Source organism: Polaribacter sp. 20A6 (genome assembly GCF_011378915.1).
Classification (GTDB): domain Bacteria; phylum Bacteroidota; class Bacteroidia; order Flavobacteriales; family Flavobacteriaceae; genus Polaribacter; species Polaribacter sejongensis.
Genome location: NZ_WTPZ01000004.1, coordinates 71,738 through 96,295 on the forward strand (window position 1 = coordinate 71,738; position 24,558 = coordinate 96,295).

The following is a 24,558-nucleotide window of genomic DNA, read 5'->3' on the forward strand; positions in this document are numbered from 1 at the left end:
ATAAAAAACGAATATATACACAAAATGGTTTAGGTCTAAAAACGTTAGTTCTTAGTACCTAAACCTAAATTTGTTTTCCCGTTTCGATTACTCGAACGCGGGACAAAATGCTTACTTAAGCTCTACCTCAGCTCCAGCTTCTTCTAAAGATTTTTTAAGACCTTCAGCCTCATCTTTAGAGATACCTTCTTTTACTGCTGCTGGTGCGCTATCTACGATACCTTTAGCTTCTTTTAATCCTAAACCAGTTAATTCTTTAACTAATTTTACAACTGCTAATTTAGAAGAACCTGCTGCTTTTAAAATAACATCAAATTCAGTTTGCTCATCTGCTGCATCTTCTCCTGCTGCTGCTGGACCTGCTACTGCTACTGCTGCTGCTGCTGGCTCAATACCATATTCATCTTTTAAAATAGTAGCTAATTCATTAACTTCTTTTACTGTTAAGTTAACTAATTGCTCTGCGAAATCTTTTAATTCTGCCATTTTAATTGTTTTTAAAAATTTTGTTTATTATAGTTTATTTGTGCGCGTACTTATTTTTCAGATAAAGTCTTAAGAATACCTGAAATTGTTTGTCCACCAGATTGTAATGCTGAAATAACATTTTTAGCTGGAGACTGTAATAATCCAATGATTTCACCAATAAGCTCTTCTCTAGATTTAATATCTACTAAAGCATCTAATTGATCATCACCAATGTAAACAGATTCTTCTGCAAATGCTCCTTTTAACAAAGGAATAGTGCCTTTCTTTCTGAATTCTTTGATTAATTTAGCTGGAGCATTAGCTGCTTCAGAAATCATCATTGATGTATTACCTTTTAATACTGTTGGTAAGTCTCCAAATTCTTTATCTGAAGCTTCCATTGCTTTTGCAAGTAATGTGTTTTTAACAACTGATAACTGAATCCCTGCTTTAAAACAAGCTCTACGTAAATTAGAGGTAGTTTGTGCATTTAACCCAGAAATATCTGCTAAATATAACGTATTTGTATCTGCTAATACTGCTGTTAAATCTTGTATTACTTGTGATTTCTCTTCTCTAGTCATAATTATAAGTTTTAACGTATTAAACAGCTTTCACCTCAACAGCAATACTAGGACTCATAGTACTAGACATAAAAACGCTTTTTACATACGTTCCTTTTGCAGTTGTTGGTTTCAATTTAATAATAGTTTGTATTAATTCGTTTGCATTTTCCTCAATTTTCTTTGCATCAAAAGATACTTTTCCAATTGCAGCATGAACGATACCAGTTTTATCAACTTTAAAATCGATTTTACCAGCTTTTACATCTGTAACAGCTTTTGCAACATCCATTGTTACTGTACCAGTCTTTGGGTTTGGCATTAAACCTCTAGGACCTAAAATTCTTCCTAAAGGACCTAATTTCCCCATTACACTTGGCATGGTAATAATTACGTCTACATCTGTCCAACCTCCTTTAATTTTCTGAAGGTATTCATCTAATCCAACATAATCTGCACCTGCTGCTGTAGCTTCTGCTTCTTTATCTGGAGTTACTAATGCTAAAACTTTTACATCTTTTCCTGTTCCGTGAGGTAATGTTACTACACCACGAACCATTTGATTAGCTTTACGAGGATCAACTCCTAAACGTATTGCTAAATCTACTGATGCATCAAACTTTACATTAGTAATGTCTTTGACTAGCGCTGAAGCCGCTGCTAAATCATAAGATTTAGAGCTGTCTAACTTTGCGTGAGCTTCTTTTTGCTTTTTTGTTAATTTTGCCATTTTACTACTTTTTATAAAGTTTATGCTGGTGCATTACCTTTTACTGTTAATCCCATAGAACGAGCCGTACCTGCAATCATTCGCATTGCTGAAGAAATTTCAAAGGCATTTAAATCTACCATTTTGTCTTCTGCAATAATTTGAATTTGATCCCAAGTAACTGATGCTACTTTCTTTCTGTTTGGTTCTCCTGAACCTTTTTTAATTTTGGCTGCTTCTAGTAACTGAACTGCTGCAGGAGGAGTCTTAACAAGAAAATCGAATGATTTATCTTTAAAAACAGTAATAACAACAGGTAAAACTTTACCTTGTTTGTCTTGCGTTCTTGCATTAAACTGTTTACAGAACTCCATAATGTTAACACCAGCAGCTCCTAAAGCAGGTCCAACCGGCGGCGATGGATTCGCTGCGCCTCCCTTTACTTGTAACTTAACTACTTTACTAACTTCTTTTGCCATTTTAAAAATGTTTAATGATTTATTTTAAGTTGGAAGCCAAAAAATAAATCGATATCAATATATATTTGTGTAACAATTATATTTTTTCTACTTGCATATAACTTAATTCTAATGGTGTTTTTCTTCCGAATATTTTCACCATTACCTCAAGCTTACGCTTTTCTTCATTCACTTTCTCTATAGTTCCGTCAAATCCATTAAAAGGACCATCTACAACTTTTACAGTTTCACCGATATTAAAAGGAATTGCAATATTTTCATCTTGTATTGATAGTTCATCAACTTTACCTAACATTCTGTTAACTTCAGATTTACGCATAGGAACCGGCTCACCACCTTTAACTTCTCCTAAAAACCCAATAACACCTGTTATACCTTTAATTACGTGAGGAACTTCTCCAGATAGATTCGCTTCAACCATAATGTAACCAGGGAAATAAACTCTTTCTCTGTTTACTTTTTTTCCATTTCTAATCTGAATAACTTTTTCAGTTGGTACAATTACCTGACTAACATAATCTGATAATCCTACTCTAGAAATTTCTGTTTCTATGTAAGCTTTTACTTTATTTTCTTGTCCTCCAATGGCTCTAACAACATACCACTTCATTACTGAATCAGCTGCCATAATTAGTTAGATTTAAACATTCCAAAAAAGTTATCTAATCCTGTTTGAAAAACATAATCTATACCAGCTACAGCTAAAGCAAATACAATCGTAAAAACAGCAACAGTTACTGTAGTTTTTTGAGCTTCTTCTTTAGTTACCCACGTCATGTGATTGCTTAATTCGTCAAAAGAATCTTTGATGTATTGTATAAAGTTCATTTTTCTTATTTTTAATTGCACGGGCGGAGAGATTCGAACTCCCGACAGCTGGTTTTGGAGACCAGTGCTCTACCGCTGAACTACGCCCGTATTTTAATTCAATATTAAAGGCGTTCCGTTAAAAACGGAACACCCTTAGAATTTATTTATTAAAACTAATAAATCTTAGTCTAATAATTCAGTAACCTGACCTGCTCCTACAGTTCTACCACCCTCACGGATTGCAAAACGTAAACCAATATTTAATGCAATTGGTTGGATTAAATCTACTGTAATAGTTAAGTTATCTCCTGGCATAACCATTTCAACACCATCAGGTAAATTAATTGTACCTGTAACATCTGTAGTTCTTACATAGAACTGAGGACGATAGTTGTTATGGAATGGAGTATGACGTCCACCTTCTTCTTTTTTAAGAACATAAACTTCTGCCTTAAATTTACCATGAGGAGTTACAGAACCTGGCTTACAGATTACCATTCCTCTTTTTATATCTTCTTTTGCAATACCTCTTAATAAGATACCTGCATTATCTCCAGCCTCACCTCTATCTAAGATTTGACGGAACATTTCAATACCAGTAATAGTAGAAGTCATTTTCTCAGCTCCCATACCAATAATATCTACAACATCTCCTGTATTAGCAATACCAGTCTCAATACGACCAGTTGCAACAGTACCACGTCCAGTAATAGAGAATACATCCTCAACTGGCATTAAGAAATCTTTATCAACTTCTCTTAAAGGCTCTTCAATCCAAGCATCAACTGCTTCCATTAATTCTAAAACAGTATCAACCCATTTTTGCTCACCGTTAAGTGCACCTAATGCAGATCCAGCAATTACTGGTCCATTATCACCATCATATTCATAGAAAGAAAGTAATTCTCTTACTTCCATATCTACTAATTCGATTAATTCTTCATCATCAACCATATCCACTTTATTCATGAATACAACCATACGAGGAATACCAACCTGACGACCTAATAAGATATGCTCTCTAGTTTGAGGCATTGGTCCATCCGTCGCAGCAACAACTAAAATAGCACCATCCATTTGAGCAGCACCAGTTACCATGTTCTTTACGTAATCCGCGTGACCTGGACAGTCAACGTGCGCGTAGTGACGATTAGCTGTTTGATACTCTACGTGAGAAGTGTTAATTGTAATACCTCTTTCTTTTTCTTCTGGTGCATTATCAATCTGATCGAAAGATTTTGCTTCAGAAAATCCTGCATCAGCTAATACTTTAGTAATAGCAGCAGTTAAAGTTGTTTTACCGTGATCTACGTGTCCAATAGTACCTATGTTAAGGTGTGGTTTTGAACGATCGAAAGTTGCCTTTGCCATGTTTATTAATTTTAATTCTTAGTTTAAATATATATAATGTGTAAAAAATACCCTTTAAATGAGCCAGCGATGAGATTTGAACTCACGACCTCATCCCTACCAAGGATGCGCTCTACCAACTGAGCTACACCGGCCTGTTGATAATCTTGAGCGAAAGACCGGGTTCGAACCGGCGACATTCAGCTTGGAAGGCTGACGCTCTACCAACTGAGCTACTTTCGCGTTAATATGTAAATTGTGGGGAGAGCAGGATTCGAACCTGCGAAGACGTAGTCAACGGAGTTACAGTCCGTCCTCGTTGGCCGCTTGAGTATCTCCCCTTTAATTTACTATTTTAATGAACTTAACTGCTTTCGCAATTTTATTGTTTTTGAGCCGATGGAGGGACTCGAACCCACGACCTGCTGATTACAAATCAGCTGCTCTAGCCAGCTGAGCTACATCGGCTTTTGATGCAAAAAACAATCCGCTATTTCTAACGGATTGCAAATGTACGAAGTTATTTTAGTTTTCAAAACTTTTTTTAAAGTTTTTTTACTTTTTTTTTCATTTTTATGAATTAACAGAGTCTCGAAGCTTTTCTTTAGACCTTTTTAACTGTCTTTTTAAATTGTCAACAGCAGCATTAACGCCTTCTTCAAAGGTTTTTGCCTCTCTTTTTATGATTAGCTCACTTCCTGGTATATTTATCTTAACTTCTGTAACTTTATTTTCTTTATCGCTAGTGTTGATCACTTTTAAAAAAACTTCTGCGTCAACTATCTTATCGTGAAATTTAGTTAATGATAAAACCTTTTCATCTACATATGCTATAAGTTCCTTATCTGCATTAAAATTAACTGATTGCGTGAATACTTTCATATTTTACTGTGTTTTATGACTCTTAGGGTGAGCCTGGTTATATACTTTTTTAATAACTGCAAGACTATTTTGTGTATAGACTTGCGTTGATGCTAAAGATGAATGCCCTAACAACTCTTTAACTGAATTTATATCTGCTCCTTCATTTAACAGATGTGTAGCAAAAGAATGCCTTAATATATGAGGGCTTTTTTTCTGCTTTGAAGAGACTTGACTAAAGTAAGTATTAATAATTCTGTAAACAAGAGTTTCATAAATTTTATTTCCTTTTTCGGTAATAAAAAGCTCATCTAAACCAATTGTAAATTCTTGTTTAAATTTTAAATATTGTTTTAACGTTTGAATAACAGTACCTAATAAAGGTACAAAGCGTTCTTTATTTCTTTTCCCCAATACTTTTATCGTTTTATCTGATAAACTAACGTCTCTTTCTTTTATATTAATTAACTCTGCTCTTCGAATACCTGTAGAATAAAACAATTCGACAATTAATTTGTTTCTAATAGAAGTAAAAGTAACATCTACCTCTTTTTCTATTTGATTGATGACCTCATTAATTTCTTTTGATGTAAAAGGCACCTGAACTCTTTTTTCTGTTTTTAAGGCTTTATGCTTAGAAAGCGGATTTAATTCTATCTGTTTGGTTTTTTGCAAAAATTTATAAAAAGACTTTAAAGAACTTACCTTTCTATTAATGGTTCTATTTGATATTTGAGTATCTACTAAAAAAACAATCCAACTTCTAATTTGTGGATAATGCACTTCTAATAAACTTTCTTGATCATACTCTGTCTCTAAAAAGTCTCTAAATGAGGTTAAATCGTTTTTATAAGCAGTAATAGTATGTACAGAGTATTTTTTCTCAAAAGACAAATATTCTAAAAAAGGATCAATCAAATTGTTAGCTATTAAGTGTTAGTAAATTTACAAAAAATTGAACACAAAAAACCCGTATTGAAAATTCAATACGGGTTTTATTTCTTAGAATTAAGTTATTTCTAACCTACTTCTTCTTGTGTTCTTAATCTCTGAACGTAAGAAGCTTTAATTCTTTGAGCTCTGTTTGCTACAGAAGGTTTTGTGAAGTTCTTTCTAGCACGCAAGTTCTTCATCGTTTTTGTACGATCGAATTTTCTCTTGTAACGCTTTAAAGCTCTATCGATATTCTCTCCTTCTTTAATTGGTATAATTAACATAAGTTGGCACCTCCCTTCATAGTCTCTTTATATTTTAGAATAGTATTTAAACTATTATTTTTATTTTTTGGACTGCAAATGTAATTACAAATTATGAATTGACAATTAGTTATTACAATATATTTTAAATAAGCAATATGCGTTAGGGATTGAACGGCTTGTTTGAGCTCTTTTGAGGCACGAAAAAAGCGAGTAGTGAAAGCCCGACCTTTAGGTAACGCCCGTGTTCAGTGTTCAGTGTATTCAAAAATTAAAATTTTTGAATTGCTACCTACAAGGTTTTAGAAACCTTATGTTGCTGGTTTATATTCTTTCTTATCAATTACAATCTTTGCGATAATCTCTTTTAAGATTTCTGAAGTCCCTCCTCCTATTGGTCCTAATCTACTATCTCTTAATAAACGTGCCATCGGGTACTCTTCCATATAACCATAGCCGCCTAACATTTGTAAAGCATCGTAAATAACTTCATCTGCCATTTTTGTAGAGAGTAATTTAGACATACTTGCTTCTTTTACCACATATTGGCCGTCATTAAGGCGTTTTGTAATTGAGTAGTTGTATTCTTTACACATATCTACTCTACTTGCCATTTCTGCAATCTTATGTCTTAATACTTGAAACTTATCTAAAGACTTACCAAAAGCAATTCGTTCTTGCATATAATTTAAAGCATATTCTAGAGCGAATTCTGCTCTAGCATGTGCATTTACACCCATTACCAATCTTTCTAAAGCAAAATGCTGCATAATATAAGGAAATCCTTTTCCTTCTTCTCCTAATAAATTTTCTACAGGAATTTCTACATTATCAAATGCTATTTCTCCAGTGTCTGATGCTTTCCAACCTAACTTATCTAACTTTGTTGCTGTAAGTCCTTTTGATGCTCTATCTACCACAAAAATGCTAATTCCTTTATACTTATCTGAAGGATCTGTTTTTGCAGCTACAATTAAATAATCTGAATAAACTCCGTTTGTAATAAAGGTTTTAGAACCGTTTAAAATATATGTATCTCCTTGCTTAATTGCTGTAGAACGCATACCTGCAACATCAGACCCACCAAATGGCTCTGTGATACACATACAACCAATCATATCTCCCTCTATACTTGGTGTTAAATATTTATTTTTTATAAAATCATCACCTTCTTTAGCTAAGTGCGTCATGGCTAAATATTCGTGCGCCCACATTGCCGCAGCAAAACCACCTGAATTGACTTTCTGCAATTCTTCTAAAAAGATAACTGTATAAAATAAATCTAAATTTAAGCCTCCGAACTCTTCTGGAGTATTTAAACCGAAATAGCCCATTTCTCCGAATTTCTTCCAAATAAAACGTTCTATACTACCTTCTTTTTCCCATTTATCTATATGAGGAATTACTTCTTTTTTCAAAAACTCTTTAAAACTTGCACGGAAAGCTTCGTGCTCTTCAGTAAAATACATACTGCTCATAAGCCAATAAATGTGTTTGTGGTTTGTTATTCAGCCATCAAATATAAGACTATTCTATCATATTTATCTAACGGAAAATCTATGATATTTTTTAATTCAGAAATATTTTGAAGTTCGGCTACTTCATCTCTGTATTCAAAAATATTTTTACAAAGTGTATAATCAATATAAGGATTCTTTAAAACCTCTTTAAATGTAGCAGTATTTACATTTATTTTACTGATAATTGGTACCTGAACTATTTTAAATTTAGATAAGACTTTGTTTGCTACTTCTTTTTCTAAGCCCCAAACTTCCTTTAATTGATCTTCAATAGAAAAGCCTTGTAGTTTTGTTCGGTAGTTTACAATTCGTTCGGAAAAAGCGGCTCCGATTCCACTTATAGTTCTAAAATCCTGGGCAGTTGCTTTATTGATGTCTGTAGTAGATACTTTCTTTTCCTTCCTTTTATAATAAGTTTGATTTTTACTTTGAAATGATGTCTTAGATTTTTGTTTAACAACCCAATCTGGAAACTTAAAATACGGTGCAATTTTATCTAGTAAAGAATCAGAAATTTGGGTTACTCTTTGAAATTCACTTTTTGAGTTGACAAATTTATTTGTTTTTCTAAAAGCCAATAACCGATCTATCTCTTTGATAGACATCCCTAATTGCTCCCCTTTATTATCTGTAATATAATTAGGGTTAAAGGGATAAATTTTAGGTTTTCTATTTTCTATTTCAATCGTTCGTAAACGGTCTATTTGTTGATGAAATGCTAAAACCTGTTTAGAATTGAGGTCTGTTTTGTCATCCGAAGAAAAATTACCAAAGACAATTACAGATTGTACGATAAGGATAAGTAGGATTAAAAAGAAAATCCCATTTCTTTGGCTTTTGTGATACCAGAAATGGGATTTTAATATTTTCATAAAAAGTGATTTATGCTTCTGTCCTAGACTTTATAGCAGCCATATATTTATTTAGTTCTTCTTTTACTTTAGGCGCAAGAATTATTAAACCGATCATATTTGGAACCATCATTGCAAAAACCATTGCATCAGAGAAACCAATTACAGAACCTAAACTTGCTGCCGCACCAATTACTACGAATATACAGAAAATTATTTTATATGTATATTCCATTTTTTTAGACCTTCCGAATAAAAACACCCAACCTTGAAAACCATAGTAAGACCAAGAAATCATAGAGCTAAATGCAAATAATACAACTGCAACTGTTAACACATACGGAAACCAAGAAATAGCAGATTCGAATGCACCAGAAGTTAATAATATTGCTTGCGCATCATTTAACGAAGCATTTTCTGCCGCAACGTTACCTGTAATAATTAATACTAAAGCCGTCATTGTACAAACCACAACAGTATCTATAAATGGTTCTAATAAAGCAACCATACCTTCACTAGCGGCAAATTTTGTTTTTACAGCAGAATGCGCTATAGAAGCAGAACCAATACCAGCTTCATTTGAAAAACAAGCTCTTCTAAATCCTTGCACCAATACTCCTACTGCTCCACCTGCAATTCCCTCTGGACTAAATGCTCCATTAAAAATTTGCAAGAACGCATCACCAATCATAGTGTAATTTGCAAAAATTACAAACAACGAAGCTGCTACGTAAATTGCTACCATAAAAGGTACAATTTTATCAGTAACTTTTGCTATTTTTTTAATTCCTCCAATAATAACAATACCTACTAAGGTAGCCATTACCAAACCGAATAACCAACCTTTACCATGTAAAATAGAAACACCGCCAACTGGAGTTGTAATACTTTCTACTAATTGAAAAGCTTGATTAACTTGAAACATGTTTCCACCTCCAAAAGAACCTCCAATAACAAATATTGCAAATAGACCTGCTAATATTTTACCTAAAGTTTTATTTTTTAATCCTTTTGTTAAATAATACATCGGCCCACCATAAACGGTTCCGTCAGATTCTATATCTCTATATTTAACACCTAATGTACATTCTACAAATTTAGATGCCATTCCTAAGAAACCTGCAATAATCATCCAAAAAGTAGCACCTGCACCACCAATTGAAACCGCAATTGCAACTCCAGCAATGTTACCCAAACCAACAGTTGCAGACAATGCAGCCGTTAAAGCCTGGAAGTGTGAAACCTCTCCTTCATGCCCTTCTATTCTTATAGTGTCTGGATTGTCTTCTTCATCTGTAAATTTCGATTTAGAAATCTCTACTTTGTGGTTTTGTCTTTCTTCTAAATCGTCATATTTACCTCTAACGATGTTTATAGATGTAAAAAAACCTCTAAAATTTATAAATTTGAAGTAAACTGTAAAATAAAGCGCCCCAAAAACAAGTGGAAATAAAACCCAATAAATACTAATTGTATCTGTAAAAGGAATTTGGTAGAAAATAAGGTTCACAAACCAGCCTGTTGCATCACCGAAAGCTTTATCGATTTGTTGGTCTAGTCCTTTTTCTTGTGCAAATGTTAACATGGGGATTGCCAATAAAAACATTGACAGGATTCGTTTCTTCATAATATATAAATTATTGTTTTTTCAATTAGTAAGTCGCAATATCCTAAAAATTTGCTCTTTTCACAACTTTTAGCGGATAAATAGAAATTTTATATTAAGATTTCTTTAAATCTTTGCAAATCTTCTTTAAAGGATTTTGGATAAAATTCTAATTCTTTATTTGTTTTTGATAAATCAAAACCTGTTTTTGCAGGTCTTGGTGCTGTCTGATTTAAAGTGGATGTAGATATTGGTTTAATTAAATTTTTATCTAAATTAAAAGCAACTGCTATTTCTTGTGCAATTTCATACACACTTAATAATTCATTTGATGAGATATTAAAAATACCTGTTGTTTTTTTATCCATAGAGACCTTACAAGCTAAGGCTAAATCCTCTACATAAGTTGGTGTTCTAAATTGATCGTCTACAATAGTAATTTCTTTACCCTTTTCTAACATCTCTCTAACCCAAAGTACAATATTACTTCGACTCATATCAAACACTTTTCCGTAAACCAAAATAGTTCTTAATATGGTGTAATTGATACTTGATTCTAATAAAAGTTCTTCAGATTTTAATTTCGAAGATCCATAATAACTTAATGGATTTGCAATATCAGTTTCTTTATAGTTTCCTTTTATTCCATCAAAAATAAAATCCGTAGAAATATGAATTAAATGAGCATTTAGTTCTTCTGATATTTCTGCCAACCATTTTACAACCGTTACATTTAACAAATCGCATGCTGCTTTTTGGTTTTCACAGTCATCAACTTGGGTCATTGCTGCGGTATTGATAATAAAATCTGGCTGAATCTCTAATAATGCTTTTTTAAGTTTTTCTTCTTCCGTAATATCAATAGAAACATAAGAAAAATCATTTCTCCCACTTCTATTATCTCCTCTTGAAAATCCAAACACTTGGTAATTTTCTTTTTCTTTAAGTAATAAATTTAATAAAGATTGACCTAACAACCCGTTACTTCCTGTAATTACAACTTTAACCATAAATAGATTTCTTATTTTATATTTTTTTAGCGTTTTATTTTATGTAAAAATATCAATAGCCCCTTAAGGCTCTACCGACATTTCATGAAGCTAAAACAACTCTCTTAATTTAATTATTTGATTTGGTCTCCCCAAGACAATTAGATGAGAACCTTTAGTAAGTACACAGTCTGCTTCTGGATTTATAATATACTCTTTATTAGGATCTATAAAACCAATAACAGTACATCCCGTTTTTTTTCTTAAATCTAAATCTAAAAGTGTCTTATTAATATATTTTTCTGGCAAATCGTTTACCGCTATTTCTTCTAAATTAGCAGTAGTCTCTCCTTCTATAGTTAAACGGTCCACAAATTCAATAACATCTGGCGTAGTTACCAAAGAAGCCATATGATCACCGCCTAATTTATCTGGCATAATTACATTGCTTGCACCTGCAATTTTTAGTTTACTATAAGAAGACTCATTAGATGCCCTACTTATTACTTTGCACTCTTTATTTAATTGACTAACTGTTAAAACCACAAACAAATTATTAGCATCCGAAGGTAAAGCAGTAATTAAATAGGATGCTTTTTCTATACCTGCTCTTAATAAGGTTTCATCTAAAGTTGCATCTCCACTGATATTTAAAACTCCAGCTGCATCTAAAATTTCTATTCGTTCTTTACTTTTTTCAACAACTACAAAGTCTTTATTATAATTTTTTAATTTTAAAATTGCTTGTTTTCCATTTCTTCCGTATCCACAAACAATGGTATGTCCTTTTAAACTTGCTATTTTCTTTTCCACTTTTCTATGCTTAAAATGTTCAAATAATTTACCACTAACTAAATATTCTGAAAAAGCTGAAACGGCGTATCCAAAAATAGTAATACTGGTTAAAATTAAAAATATTGTAAAAACTTTTTCTTCTGGAGAAAATGGCCTCAACTCTCCAAAACCAACAGTAGTAACGGTAATAACCGTCATATACAATGCATCTATAAAAGAGTAATTAGAAAGCACCATATACCCAATGGTACCTAAAGAAATTATAGCAATAACTAAAAATAAAGTTTTATTAATTTTAGATTCTAATACAGCTATCTTCATATATTATAGATCAAAGACAGAGCTTCTTTTAGTGTACACCGTATCTTTTAGCTTAAATAAAAATGCTAATGTTAAGTAAAAACCAAAAGACAAACCTACTGTAAAGAAAGTAACATAAATAAAAAACAAACGCACATTTAAAGCTCTCATCCCTATTCTGTCTGCTAATCTTGACGAAACATGAAATCCATTTCTTTCAAAAAAATGTCGAATATTATCTATCATTTAAGTTCAAATAATTTAAATGCAATATAGTATTTTATCAATTGATAACAACATTTTTTAAATTACTGTTCTTTTTATAGCAATCTTTCTATAAAAGTTTAACATTAAAAGCATTAAACAATCATCCTTAAATTAAAATTGGTTTCTTTAACTTTGCGTTTTTCCAAAAAGATCTCATTTGAAAGACCAAGAATATATAGAAGTATACGGAGCAAGAGTCCATAACTTAAAAAATATTGATGTAAAAATCCCTCGTGAAAAACTAGTTGTAATAACTGGTTTAAGCGGAAGTGGAAAATCTTCTTTAGCTTTTGACACTATTTATGCAGAAGGACAAAGGCGATATATTGAAACTTTTTCGGCATATGCACGTCAGTTTTTAGGTGGATTAGAAAGACCAGATGTTGATAAAATTGATGGACTTTCGCCAGTAATATCCATAGAACAGAAAACAACTAATAAAAGTCCGCGTTCTACGGTTGGTACCATTACCGAAATTTACGATTTTTTAAGGCTATTATTTGCGAGAGCTGCAGATGCATACTCCTATAATACTGGAGAAAAAATGGTAAGTTATTCTGATGAACAAATTAGACAACTTATTTTAACTGATTTTGCTGATAAAAAAATTGCTGTTTTAGCACCTTTGGTAAAATCTAGAAAAGGACATTATCGAGAACTTTTTGAGCAAATTTCTAAACAAGGTTTTTTACGTGTTCGGGTTGATGGAGAAATTAAAGAAATAGAAAAAGGAATGCGTTTAGACAGATATAAAACGCATGATATTGAGGTTGTAATAGATAGACTTCTGATTAATGAATCTGCAGAAAAACGCTTAGAAGAAACTATAAAAACAGCATTATACTCTGGGAATAACATTATGATGGTTATTGACATTGATAACAATGAACCTCGTTATTTTAGTAGAGAATTAATGTGCCCAACATCGGGAATTGCATATCCAAATCCGGAGCCTAATACTTTTTCTTTTAATTCCCCAAAAGGCGCATGTGATAAATGTAGTGGATTAGGAATTACCAATGAAATTAACTTAGAAAAAGTAATTCCAGATAACTCTATATCTATACAAAAAGGAGGAATTACTCCACTTGGAGAACAAAAAAGTAGCTGGATTTTTAAACAAATAGAAAATATTGCTGAACGTTATCAATTCAAATTAACAGACCCTATAAAAAGTATTCCAAAAGAAGCATTGGACGTAATTTTAAATGGAGGAAACGAATCTTTTGAAATTGAGTCTAAAGCAGCCGGAGTTACTAGAAATTACAAAATAGATTTTGAAGGAATTATTTCTTTTATAGAAAACCAATATGACAGCGCCGAAAGCACGACAATAAAACGTTGGGCAAAAGGTTTTATGGATGAAGTTTCTTGCTCTACCTGCGGTGGAAAAAGGTTAAAAAAAGAAGCGCTTCATTTTAAAATTATTGATAAAAACATTAGCGACTTAGCACAAATGGATGCTACTGAACTTGCAAAATGGTTTAAAAATATTGAGAAAAGTTTATCAAAAAAACAACTAATTATTGCTGCTGAAATTTTAAAAGAAATTAGAACTAGAATTCAGTTTTTATTAGATGTTGGTTTAGACTACTTAACGTTAGATAGAACTTCTAAATCACTTTCTGGTGGAGAAGCACAAAGAATTCGTTTGGCAACTCAAATTGGATCTCAATTAGTTGGAGTTCTTTATATTTTAGATGAACCGAGTATTGGATTGCATCAACGAGACAATCAGAAATTAATTGACTCTTTAGTAAAATTACGAGATATAGGTAATTCTGTTTTAGTTGTAGAGCACGATAAAGACATGATGGAACATGCAGATTTTGTGTTCGATATTGGTCCTGGAGCAGGAAGACATGGTGGTGAAATAGTAAGCTCGGGAACTTTTGAAGATTTAAAAAAGCAAAATACACTTACGGCAGATTATATAACAGGCAGAAAAGAAATTGCGGTTCCAAAAAAACGTAGAGAAGGAAATGGAAAATTCATCAAACTAAAAGGAGCAACTGGTAACAATTTAAAAAATGTTTCTGTTGAATTTCCGCTCGGAAAAATGATATGTGTAACTGGAGTTTCTGGAAGTGGAAAATCAACTTTAATAAACGAAACCTTATACCCTATTTTAAACGCTCATATATATAGAGGTGTCAAAAAACCGATGCCTTACAAGAAAATTGAAGGTTTAGAGCATGTAGATAAAGTAATAGACATCGATCAATCTCCTATTGGTAGAACTCCAAGATCTAACCCAGCAACCTATACAGGTACTTTTGGTGAAATTAGAAGTTTATTTGCAAAAACACCAGAAGCGGCAATTCGTGGTTACAAACCTGGTCGTTTTTCTTTTAATGTAAAAGGTGGTCGTTGTGAAACTTGCCAAGGTGGTGGAGTTCGTGTCATAGAAATGAACTTTTTACCAGACGTACAAGTAGAATGCGAAACTTGTCAAGGAAAACGATTCAACAGAGAAACTTTAGAAATTAGATATAAAGGGAAGTCTATTTCTGATGTTTTAAATATGACGATTGAAGACGCTACAGATTTCTTTGAACTAATTCCAAAAATACACAGAAAATTAAAAACCATAAAAGATGTTGGTCTTGGGTACATAACACTTGGGCAACAATCTACCACACTTTCTGGAGGTGAAGCGCAACGTATAAAATTAGCATCAGAATTATCTAAAAGAGATACCGGAAACACTTTTTATATTTTAGATGAACCAACAACCGGACTTCATTTTGAAGATATTAGGGTTTTAATGGACGTTTTAAATAAACTTGCCAATAAAGGAAATACCGTACTAATTATAGAGCACAATTTAGATGTTGTAAAACTAGCTGATTATATTATTGATGTTGGTATGGAAGGCGGAAAAAAAGGAGGAAAAATACTTTGTACCGGAACTCCAGAAGAAGTTGCTGAACACAAAACGAGTTATACTGCTAAATTTTTGAAAAAGGAATTGAATTAAATTTTAATCATTTAACATCGTGTAATGTTAAAAAAGAGCTATTTTAGCAAGCTTTCTTTTTTTTTGAAAAAAGAAAAATAAATTTTAAAAAATTACAGATAATGACAAGTGATGATAGAAAAATAAAAGAAAAATTACAAACAAAAACCTGGAACGAGATAAAAACAAACGATTCTTGGGCTATTTTTAAAATAATGGCAGAGTTTGTAGATGGTTACGAGCGTTTAAGTAAAATTGGACCTTCAGTATCTATTTTTGGATCTGCAAGAACAAAACCAGATCATCCATATTATAAATTAGCTGAAGAAGTTGCCTTTCAATTAACTCAGAATGGTTACGGTGTAATTACTGGTGGTGGGCCAGGAATTATGGAAGCAGGAAATAAAGGAGCTCATAGAGGAAAAGGAAGTTCTGTTGGTTTAAATATTGAATTACCTTTTGAACAACATGACAATCCTTGGATTGATCAAGGGAAAAGTTTAGACTTCGATTACTTCTTTGTACGTAAAGTAATGTTTGTAAAATACTCGCAAGGTTTTGTAGTAATGCCAGGTGGTTTTGGTACTATGGATGAGCTTTTTGAAGCAATTACATTAATACAAACCCATAAAATTGGTCGTTTTCCAATTATATTAGTCGGAACAAAATTCTGGGGAGGTTTATTAGACTGGATAAAAAACACTCTTTTAGAAGAAGGAAATATTAGTGAAAAGGATTTAGACCTTTTTAGATTGGTTGATACTGCAGAGGAAGCTATTGAGCATCTTAATAATTTTTACGATAAATATCATTTTAAGCCTAATTTCTAAAATATTATATTAATTTACACTTTTATATAGCCTGTCTTTTTCTAGTAAGATAGGCTATTATAATATAAACCCTATTTAACACAATAAAGATTTAATTGAAAAATCGTTATTACATAGTACTAATTTGCTTCTTAGCATCCAGTTTTGTGTTTTCGCAGCAGAACTCTATCAGCATAAAATCTAAATTAGATACTGAAAAAGACGAGCTTAAAATTCAACAAGAAATTGTTTTTCACAACCCATCAGACTCTATATTAACTAAAGTCTACCTTCATAATTGGGCAAATAGTTACAGAGACAGAAAAACGCCATTATCTAAACGTTTTATTAAGGACTTTAGAAAAGATTTATACTTTGCTAAACCACAAGAATTAGGTTCATCTACCATAAAAAGTCTTTCTGTAGATTTTGAAAATGTCTATTTTAAAGAATTAGATAAACAAGCAGACATCATAGAAATAGATCTTGACAAACCATTATACCCAAATTCAAAAATCACTATATCAATAACATATATTGTAAAAACACCCAATGCTCGTTTTACAAAATATGGAAAAACAAAAACAGGTTATCATCTTAGAAATTGGTACTTAACACCCGCTATTTACGACAATGGTTGGCAATTAATGAGTAATTTAAATTTAGATGATTTATACGAAAAAGGGACTGATTTTAAAATAGAAATCGATGTGCCTAAAGATTTAATTGTAGAATCTAATTTATATCAATACAAAACAAAAAAAGAAAACACAAACAGTTACTATTTAGTTGGAAAAAATAAAACGGATGTTATTCTAGGAATCAACAAAACACAACAACTAAAAACCTATAATACAAAAACAGTTACTGTACATACAGATGTTTTCTCTAAAGAATTAGATTACAATTTAACAACAAGTATCTTAAATAGAGAAATCCTTTTTATTCAAAAATATTTAGGAAAATATCCTCATGTAGAAATTTTTATTGATAAAGCTACCCAAAGTAAAAACCCAATCTATGGTTTAAATCAATTACCTAATTTCTTACGTCCATTTTCCGATACTTTTAAATGGGACGTTACAATGTTTAAGGCACTTACAAAAAGGTATATAGAAAACACCTTACTCTTAAACAAAAGAAAAGATTATTGGCTAATAGACGGAATACAAAACTATTTAATGATCGAATATGTAGAGGAATATTATCCAGAAGTAAAACTTCTAGGTAAAGTTTCTAACTCTTGGCTTGTAAAAGGATTTAATATTTCTAAATTAGATTTTAATGATAAATACCCTTTTGTATATCAATTTACAGCCCGTAAATTTTTAGATCAAGCATTAAATACTTCTGCAGACTCACTTTCAAATTTTAATAGAAAAATTGTTAGTAAATACAAAGCTGGCTTAGGTTTTCGTTTTTTAAAAGGATATTTAGGTGATAGTATCTTAAACCAAACAATTCAAGAATTTTATCAGGATAACCAATTAAAAATTACTTCAAGTAATCACTTCAACAAACTACTGTCTACTAAGACGACTAAAGATTTAGATTGGTTTTTTAATGATTTTATAAAGACCAATAAAAAAATAGATCATAAAATTGAAAGCGTCAAAAAAGAAGAAGACAGTATTTCTGTAACCATTAAAAATAAAAGAAATATTACTACTCCCTTAGCTCTTTATGCAATAAAAGATGAAGAAATTAAATTAAAAAAATGGGTAGCAGATGTTGACAGTACTAAAACAGTAAAGTTTAAAAAAGGCGACTACGACACTTTTGTATTGAATTATGAAAACTTATACCCTGAATTAAACACTTTGAATAACTGGAAAACAGTTGACAAAAAAATACTGAACAAACCTCTAAAGTTTTCATTTTTAAAAGACATAAGCAGCCCTAATTACAATCAAGTTTTTTATCAACCTGATGTAAATTATAATTTTTACAATGGTTTAATTCTTGGAGTAAAATTACACAACAAACCGCTGATAAAAAGAAATTTTGAATTTAAAATAGCTCCATATTATGCTACAAAAAGTAATACAGTAATTGGGAGCTTCTCTTTACTTTATAATCAATTTTTTGAAAAAACAAAAATATACAAAGTCGCTTACGGTTTAGCTGGAGGCACCTCTGATTACGCACCTAATTTATCTTATAAATCTCTTACCCCCTATGTAGACATTACTTTTAAGAGAAAAACATTAAGAGACATTTCATCAGAATATTTAAGAGCGAAATTAATTCATATAGATAAAGAAATTGCACCTGATGCTATAAGAACAGACCAAGATAATTACAGTGTTCTTAGCTTAAGTTACAATTACTCTAACCCAGATATTATAAAAGAGTTTAGATACAGCTTTAGTACAGAGTTTGCTAAAAAGTTTTCTAAAGCCACATTAGATCTTAGATTTAGAACCTTAACAACAACAGATACTCAATTAGACTTTAGATTTTTTGCGGGTGTGTTTTTTAACAATAAAACAGAAGGAGATTATTTTAGTTTTGGCTTAGATAGAAGCAATGATTACCTATTTCAATTAAATTATTTAGGAAGATCTGAAAGCTCTGGTTTTTTTAGCCAACAATACATTATTAACGAAGGTGGTTTTAAATCTGTATTACCTACAAGATTTGCAAATCAATTTATGGTTTCTAATAATTCTAGCATTGGTTTGTGGAGATGGATAGAGGTTTATAATGATGTCGCTTTCTTAAAAAATAAAAATCAACCTCTGTACTTTGCCTACGAAAACGGAATCCGTTTTAACTTTGTACATGAGATCTTCGAAATTTACTTTCCTCTTTATTCCAACAATGGTTGGGAAATATCTCAGAACGCTTATCCCGAAAAAATAAGATTCTCATTATCTGCTGATGTAAAATCTATTTACAACTTTTTTAAGAGAGGATTTTTGTAATATTCACAAAAACCCAAATAAAGAGCCAATATACCTATAAGTAGGTATTTTAACATTCTCATTAAATATTAATTTTGTCCAACAAACAACAAATTAAAATTGATGAAAATGAAAAAAAAAACAACTATTATTTATTTTTCTTATTAGCTTTAGTCTCCTAGGGCAATCACAAGAAATTGAAAAGAAAAATGCATTTGCAATTTCTATTGGATCACCTGGTCTTGGATTAGAATATGCAAGAAAAGTTAGCCCAAAACTAAATGCAAAAGTAGTCTGGCAAACTTTTAAATTAGAAGACTTCGAAAAAGAAGATCTAGAGATTAAAGATGACGTTGTAGACCTGCTTGCAACGATAGAATCTTCAATTCTAGATTTAGGGATTGAATATTTACCATTTAAAAATTCTTCATTTAAATTAACAACCGGTCTAGGTATTTTATCTAAAGTAAATGCAAATGCTCTAATTACGTATACAGAAGATGTAAAATATGGAGATATTACAATTACCAAAGAAAATATTGGTGAAATAAACGCAGATGTTACTTGGAGTGGCGTAGCTCCTTATCTAGGGGTTGGTTTTGGTAGAGCTGTACCTAAAAAAAGATTTGGTTTTGGTGTTGAGTTTGGTACTTATTTCACTTCATCACCAGACGTAGAATTAACTGCAACAAATTTACTTTCACCTACTTCAAACCAAAAAGAAAATTTAAAAGAAGCTCTTGATACTTTTAAGTTTATACCAAGAATACAAATAGGATTAGCTTATAAATTTTAAAAAAAGAAAAATGAAAAAATTAAACAAACTACATGCATTTATTGCGATCGCATTTATGACACTACTTGTTATAAGTTGTGATTTTAAAGGAATAACAGATGATGTTGATATTCAAATATCCAACAACATATTAAAACAAGAAGTGCTTATTAGTGTTTTAGATATTGTAAACCCTGAAAGTATTGAGGGTCCAAATAAATTAACTGTAGAACTTATTGGTAATGATGCTGATAAATTTGTAACAAATTCTGGAGAAAATATTTCCAACTTAAAAGTAATTGATGGAAATATATCTTTAGCAGTAAACCCTAACTTTTCTAGTTCTGAAGATTTAAAAGTTTTACTAAAAATTAAAGGCAATAACTATCTAACAACGACTATACCTGTTATTATAGCTGCAAATGACACTTTAGTTACTAAATCTATAAACATAGTAAATAAATTAAATACTGTACAAGGAGTTGATTTTTTAGAAACCACAAAAACACTTTCTAATAACTCAATTTCTGAAAACTATATCATTACAACACCAAAAACAAAAGCAACAACAAATACAGAAATCACAATTGAATCTGGTACTATTTTTCAAGATGCAAATGGAAACAACATCTCTGGAGCTAACTTAAAAAGTGAAATTGCTCACTTTAGTTTAGATACACCCGAAGCTATAGCTTCTTTCCCTGGAGGTTTAACCCCACTAAGTGTTATTGACGAAGCCGGAGATGAAACTGAAGATGTAGCTTTTATTACAGCAGGTTTTACTTCTATTGATATGTTTGTAGATGGTAAAGAAGTTAAAAACTTCTCTAAGCCAATTAGCGTAGGTATTGAGATCCCAAATAATTACATAAACCCTGAAACTGGAGATAATATAAATGAAGGTGATTTAATTCCAATTTGGTCATACGGAGAAGATGGTCAATGGGGCTTTCACAAAACAGGAACTGTAACCATGAATACTTCTGGGAACTACAACGTAGTTTTTACAACAACTCATTTATCTTGGTATAACTTAGACTACTATTATAGAGGATGTGATTACTATAGAAAACTAACGGTATCAATCCCGAAAACACCAAGTCTTTCTGATAATTTCAATGACTTAAGCTACGACCTAGTTTATGCACATAATGGTCAAGTTATCGCTAATAGAGATATACAAATATCTAAAACTAAAGATAATTCTAATGGATATTACAGAACTCCTAACCAAAACTTAAAAATTAAATTATATTCTGGTGGTAGATATGACAGCAATAGAGTTTTATTATATACTTCAGAAGCTTTTGATGGTTGTAGTAATAACACTATAAATATAGATAGTTCTACATTTTCTAATTCAATTCCTCCGAAGCCGGACGTAAGAAATATCAACATACAATTTCAAACTAAATGTGGAGATAAAGTATTAAATCCTTTTTTATACTTATACAGACAAGAAAGCTACACGTACTACGGAAGAATTTATACATATTGGAAATGGGTTGGATACACTTATGCTGGAAAAGGCTACATATATAACGCACATATAGGAGTGTCCCAAAAATACAAAGTATATTTTGGAGGTAATTCTTATGAATATGATTATACATTTAACTCAGACAACATTATTATTGGTGACTTCGAAGCACCCGGAGATTTATGCAGCAGATTATTCTAATCAAATAACAGTTTATACAAAAAAAGAGGTATTGTGAAAACAATATCTCTTTTTTATTAAACAAAACCCAATAAAAACTAAAAATTAGCAAAAAAAATTACCATATTCTTAATAAATATATAAGTTTTTAATTATCAACTAAAAAAACTATCTTTGTGATACATTAAAAAGCTCATAAAAATGTTGCAAGAAACACCTATAGATAATAAACAAAAACTATCTTTTCAAGACTTTAAAACAGAAGTTTTAAATGATTATAAAATAGCTAAAATTAGTAGAGAGTGCAGTTTATTAGGCCGTAGAGAAGTTTTAACAGGTAAGGCTAAATTCGGTATTTTTGGTGACGGAAAAGAAGTTCCGCAACTAGCAATGGCTAAAGCATTTAAGTTAGGCGATTTTAGATCTGGTTACTACAGAGACCAAACTTTTATGATGGCTATCGGAGAGTTAACTCCACAACAATTCTTTGCAGGTTTATATGCACACACAGATATAAAAGCAGAACCTATGTCTGCCGGAAGGCAAATGGGTGGTCATTTTACAACACACAGTTTAAATGAAGATGGCAGCTGGAAAGACCTAACAAAACAATACAACTCTAGTGCAGATATTTCGCCTACAGCGGGTCAAATGCCACGTTTACTAGGTTTAGCACAAGCTTCTAAAATATACAGAACAGAAAAAAGCGTACAACATAAATCTAAATTCTCTATAAACGGAAATGAAGTTGCTTGGGGTACTATTGGTAATGCTAGTACTAGTGAAGGTTTATTTTTTGAAACCATAAACGCAGCTGGTGTTTTACAAGTACCTATGCTAATGAGTGTTTGGGATGATGAATACGGAATCTCTGTTCACGCGAAACATCAAACTACAAAAGAAAGTATATCTGAAATTTTAAAAGGATTTCAGAGAGACAATAACCATAATGGTTATGAAATTTTTGTGGTAAATGGTTGGGATTATGTACAATTGGTAGACACTTATAATAAAGCTGCAAAAATTGCTAGAGAAGAACACGTACCTATTTTAATTCATGTAAAAGAATTAACACAACCACAAGGTCATTCTACCTCTGGATCCCACGAAAGATATAAAGACAAAAAAAGACTAAACTGGGAAAAAGAACACGATTGCATTACAAAAATGCGAAACTGGATTTTAGACTTCGAATTAGAAACTGAATCAGGAGAAACTTTACGCTTTGTAGAATCTGAAGAAGATCTTATTATTTTAGAAAAGCAAGCAAAAAAAGAAGTTTTAAGTGCAAAAAGAAATGCTTGGAACACTTTTATTAATGAAATAAAAACAGAAGTAAATACTGCCTGTCAATTATTAGACAAAGTTGCTGAAAAAAGTAAAAACAGTAGCTTTATCATCAAACATAAAAAAGATTTAATTTCTATTGTAGAACCTAGTAGAAAAGATGTTTTATCTGCTACTAGAAAAACACTACGATATTTAAGTGATGAAAATTTTGCAGAAAAAATATTACTTCAAAATTTTATAAAAAACGCTATAAAAAGTGCTTCTGAAAAGTTTTCTTCATATTTATATAGTGAAACAAACCTTAGTGCATTAAATGTTCCTGAAAAGAAGCCTGTATATTCTGATAGTAAAACATTGGTAGATGCACGGATAATTATGAGAGATAATTTTGATGCTATTCTTAAAAAACATCCAGAAGTAATTATTTTTGGTGAAGATGCTGGTTTTATTGGTGATGTAAACCAAGGATTAGAAGGTCTTCAAGAAAAATATGGTGAAATAAGAGTTGCAGATACAGGAATTAGAGAAGCAACAATAATAGGACAAGGTATTGGTTTAGCAATGCGTGGCCTACGCCCTATCGCAGAAATACAATATTTAGATTATTTGTTGTACGCTTTACAAATAATGAGCGACGATTTAGCAACCCTACATTACAGAACTTTCGGTAAACAAAAAGCGCCTTTAATTATTAGAACTCGTGGTCACAGACTAGAAGGTATTTGGCATGCAGGCTCTCCAATGGGCGGAATTATAAATAATGTTAGAGGAATTCATGTTTTAGTTCCTAGAAACATGACAAAAGCAGCTGGTTTTTACAATACTTTACTAGAAGGTGATGAACCTGCATTAGTAATAGAGTGTTTAAATGGTTACCGATTAAAAGAGGAATTGCCTGTAAACTTAGGCGAATACAAAACCCAAATAGGTGTTGTAGAAACGGTAAAAGAAGGTACGGACTTAACAGTTGTTTCTTACGGATCTACCTTAAGAATTGTAGAAGAAGTAGCTAAAGAATTATTGCAAGCAGATATTAACATAGAAATTATAGATGCACAAAGTTTACTGCCTTTCGACTTGAATCATGATTGTGTAAAAAGCTTAGAAAAAACAAATAAGTTATTAATCATTGATGAAGATTTACCTGGTGGAGCTTCTGCTTATCTTCTCCAAGAAATTGTAGAAAACCAAAATGGTTACATGTTTTTAGATAGCAAACCTGCAACTTTAACAGCTAAAGAACATAGAACAGCTTACGGTACAGACGGCGATTATTTTTCTAAACCATCTGCAGAGGATATTTACGAGAAAATCTATGAAATAATGAATGAAGCAAATCCTAATAAACATAAAAGTTTGTATTAAAAAAACCATACATAAATTCTATTAAGCTCA

Annotated in this window: 22 protein-coding genes and 5 tRNA genes; 5 read left to right on the plus strand and 22 right to left on the minus strand. The window is 31.5% G+C overall.

What is annotated here, in order from left to right; genetic code table 11:
- Nucleotides 1–111 precede the first annotated feature (111 nt).
- The 21 genes from rplL to GQS57_RS10420 form a co-directional block, all read right to left on the minus strand.
- The gene (rplL, locus tag GQS57_RS10320) at nt 112–486 is read right to left on the minus strand and encodes a 50S ribosomal protein L7/L12 (protein WP_165732782.1); all 375 of its coding nucleotides are present in this window, start codon (nt 484–486) and stop codon (nt 112–114) included.
- A 50-nt stretch (nt 487–536) separates the two neighbouring features.
- Complete coding sequence (gene rplJ / locus GQS57_RS10325) at nt 537–1,052, minus strand: 50S ribosomal protein L10 (protein ID WP_165732783.1); 516 nt, start codon at nt 1,050–1,052, stop codon at nt 537–539.
- A 19-nt stretch (nt 1,053–1,071) separates the two neighbouring features.
- On the minus strand, nt 1,072–1,761 hold the full coding sequence (gene rplA / locus GQS57_RS10330; protein ID WP_165732784.1) for a 50S ribosomal protein L1: 690 nt from the start codon (nt 1,759–1,761) through the stop codon (nt 1,072–1,074).
- Nucleotides 1,762–1,781: 20 nt separating this feature from the next.
- The gene (rplK, locus tag GQS57_RS10335) at nt 1,782–2,219 is read right to left on the minus strand and encodes a 50S ribosomal protein L11 (protein ID WP_165732785.1); all 438 of its coding nucleotides are present in this window, start codon (nt 2,217–2,219) and stop codon (nt 1,782–1,784) included.
- 76 nt (nt 2,220–2,295) lie between these two features.
- Nucleotides 2,296–2,847, minus strand: a complete 552-nt coding sequence (nusG, locus tag GQS57_RS10340; protein WP_068450834.1) for a transcription termination/antitermination protein NusG — start codon at nt 2,845–2,847, stop codon at nt 2,296–2,298.
- A 2-nt stretch (nt 2,848–2,849) separates the two neighbouring features.
- Nucleotides 2,850–3,047 (minus strand): preprotein translocase subunit SecE, encoded by a 198-nt coding sequence (gene secE / locus GQS57_RS10345; protein ID WP_068450831.1) that lies wholly within the window; start codon nt 3,045–3,047, stop codon nt 2,850–2,852.
- Between the two features lie 18 nt (nt 3,048–3,065).
- A tRNA-Trp gene (locus tag GQS57_RS10350) sits at nt 3,066–3,137 on the minus strand.
- 75 nt (nt 3,138–3,212) lie between these two features.
- Nucleotides 3,213–4,400 carry an elongation factor Tu gene (tuf, locus tag GQS57_RS10355; RefSeq protein ID WP_165732786.1) on the minus strand — a complete coding sequence of 396 codons (1,188 nt, stop codon included), beginning with the start codon at nt 4,398–4,400 and terminating at the stop codon, nt 3,213–3,215.
- Nucleotides 4,401–4,461: 61 nt separating this feature from the next.
- Nucleotides 4,462–4,534: transfer RNA gene (locus GQS57_RS10360), tRNA-Thr, on the minus strand.
- 15 nt (nt 4,535–4,549) lie between these two features.
- A tRNA-Gly gene (locus GQS57_RS10365) sits at nt 4,550–4,622 on the minus strand.
- A 16-nt stretch (nt 4,623–4,638) separates the two neighbouring features.
- Nucleotides 4,639–4,720 (minus strand) — tRNA-Tyr (locus tag GQS57_RS10370).
- 53 nt (nt 4,721–4,773) lie between these two features.
- Nucleotides 4,774–4,847: transfer RNA gene (locus tag GQS57_RS10375), tRNA-Thr, on the minus strand.
- A 105-nt stretch (nt 4,848–4,952) separates the two neighbouring features.
- Nucleotides 4,953–5,261, minus strand: a complete 309-nt coding sequence (raiA, locus tag GQS57_RS10380) for a ribosome-associated translation inhibitor RaiA (protein ID WP_165732787.1) — start codon at nt 5,259–5,261, stop codon at nt 4,953–4,955.
- Nucleotides 5,262–5,264: 3 nt separating this feature from the next.
- Entirely contained in the window at nt 5,265–6,158 is an 894-nt protein-coding gene (locus GQS57_RS10385) for a tyrosine-type recombinase/integrase (protein WP_165732788.1), read from the minus strand.
- 101 nt (nt 6,159–6,259) lie between these two features.
- Nucleotides 6,260–6,457 carry a 30S ribosomal protein S21 gene (gene rpsU, locus GQS57_RS10390; RefSeq protein WP_036822200.1) on the minus strand — a complete coding sequence of 66 codons (198 nt, stop codon included), beginning with the start codon at nt 6,455–6,457 and terminating at the stop codon, nt 6,260–6,262.
- Nucleotides 6,458–6,747: 290 nt separating this feature from the next.
- Entirely contained in the window at nt 6,748–7,914 is a 1,167-nt protein-coding gene (locus GQS57_RS10395) for an acyl-CoA dehydrogenase family protein (RefSeq protein WP_165732789.1), read from the minus strand.
- Between the two features lie 26 nt (nt 7,915–7,940).
- On the minus strand, nt 7,941–8,828 hold the full coding sequence (locus tag GQS57_RS10400; RefSeq protein WP_165732790.1) for a helix-hairpin-helix domain-containing protein: 888 nt from the start codon (nt 8,826–8,828) through the stop codon (nt 7,941–7,943).
- Between the two features lie 10 nt (nt 8,829–8,838).
- Nucleotides 8,839–10,434 carry a sodium:alanine symporter family protein gene (locus GQS57_RS10405; protein WP_165732791.1) on the minus strand — a complete coding sequence of 532 codons (1,596 nt, stop codon included), beginning with the start codon at nt 10,432–10,434 and terminating at the stop codon, nt 8,839–8,841.
- Between the two features lie 89 nt (nt 10,435–10,523).
- Nucleotides 10,524–11,423 carry an SDR family oxidoreductase gene (locus GQS57_RS10410; protein WP_165732792.1) on the minus strand — a complete coding sequence of 300 codons (900 nt, stop codon included), beginning with the start codon at nt 11,421–11,423 and terminating at the stop codon, nt 10,524–10,526.
- 90 nt (nt 11,424–11,513) lie between these two features.
- Complete coding sequence (locus GQS57_RS10415) at nt 11,514–12,518, minus strand: TrkA family potassium uptake protein (protein WP_165732793.1); 1,005 nt, start codon at nt 12,516–12,518, stop codon at nt 11,514–11,516.
- A 3-nt stretch (nt 12,519–12,521) separates the two neighbouring features.
- Nucleotides 12,522–12,743: a PspC domain-containing protein gene (locus GQS57_RS10420; protein ID WP_165732794.1), complete on the minus strand. Its 222-nt coding sequence runs from the start codon at nt 12,741–12,743 to the stop codon at nt 12,522–12,524.
- Nucleotides 12,744–12,921: 178 nt separating this feature from the next.
- Here GQS57_RS10420 and uvrA point away from each other — a divergent pair, with 178 nt between their 5' ends.
- From uvrA to GQS57_RS10435, 3 genes are all read left to right on the plus strand, one after another.
- Complete coding sequence (uvrA, locus tag GQS57_RS10425) at nt 12,922–15,744, plus strand: excinuclease ABC subunit UvrA (RefSeq protein WP_165732795.1); 2,823 nt, start codon at nt 12,922–12,924, stop codon at nt 15,742–15,744.
- Nucleotides 15,745–15,845: 101 nt separating this feature from the next.
- Nucleotides 15,846–16,553: a TIGR00730 family Rossman fold protein gene (locus tag GQS57_RS10430; protein WP_165732796.1), complete on the plus strand. Its 708-nt coding sequence runs from the start codon at nt 15,846–15,848 to the stop codon at nt 16,551–16,553.
- Nucleotides 16,554–16,699: 146 nt separating this feature from the next.
- Nucleotides 16,700–19,459: an aminopeptidase gene (locus GQS57_RS10435; RefSeq protein ID WP_368855185.1), complete on the plus strand. Its 2,760-nt coding sequence runs from the start codon at nt 16,700–16,702 to the stop codon at nt 19,457–19,459.
- Between the two features lie 93 nt (nt 19,460–19,552).
- On the opposite strand, the gene GQS57_RS10440 is transcribed toward GQS57_RS10435, so the two are convergent.
- Entirely contained in the window at nt 19,553–19,969 is a 417-nt protein-coding gene (locus tag GQS57_RS10440; protein ID WP_165732798.1) for a hypothetical protein, read from the minus strand.
- 275 nt (nt 19,970–20,244) lie between these two features.
- Between GQS57_RS10440 and GQS57_RS10445 the strand changes: the two genes are divergently transcribed.
- Together GQS57_RS10445 and GQS57_RS10450 are read left to right on the plus strand one after the other, a co-directional pair.
- The gene (locus GQS57_RS10445) at nt 20,245–21,894 is read left to right on the plus strand and encodes a hypothetical protein (RefSeq protein WP_165732799.1); all 1,650 of its coding nucleotides are present in this window, start codon (nt 20,245–20,247) and stop codon (nt 21,892–21,894) included.
- Between the two features lie 180 nt (nt 21,895–22,074).
- A complete protein-coding gene (locus tag GQS57_RS10450) occupies nt 22,075–24,528 on the plus strand; it encodes a thiamine pyrophosphate-dependent enzyme (RefSeq protein WP_165732800.1) in 2,454 nt (817 codons plus the stop codon).
- The last annotated feature ends 30 nt before the right edge of the window (nt 24,529–24,558 follow it).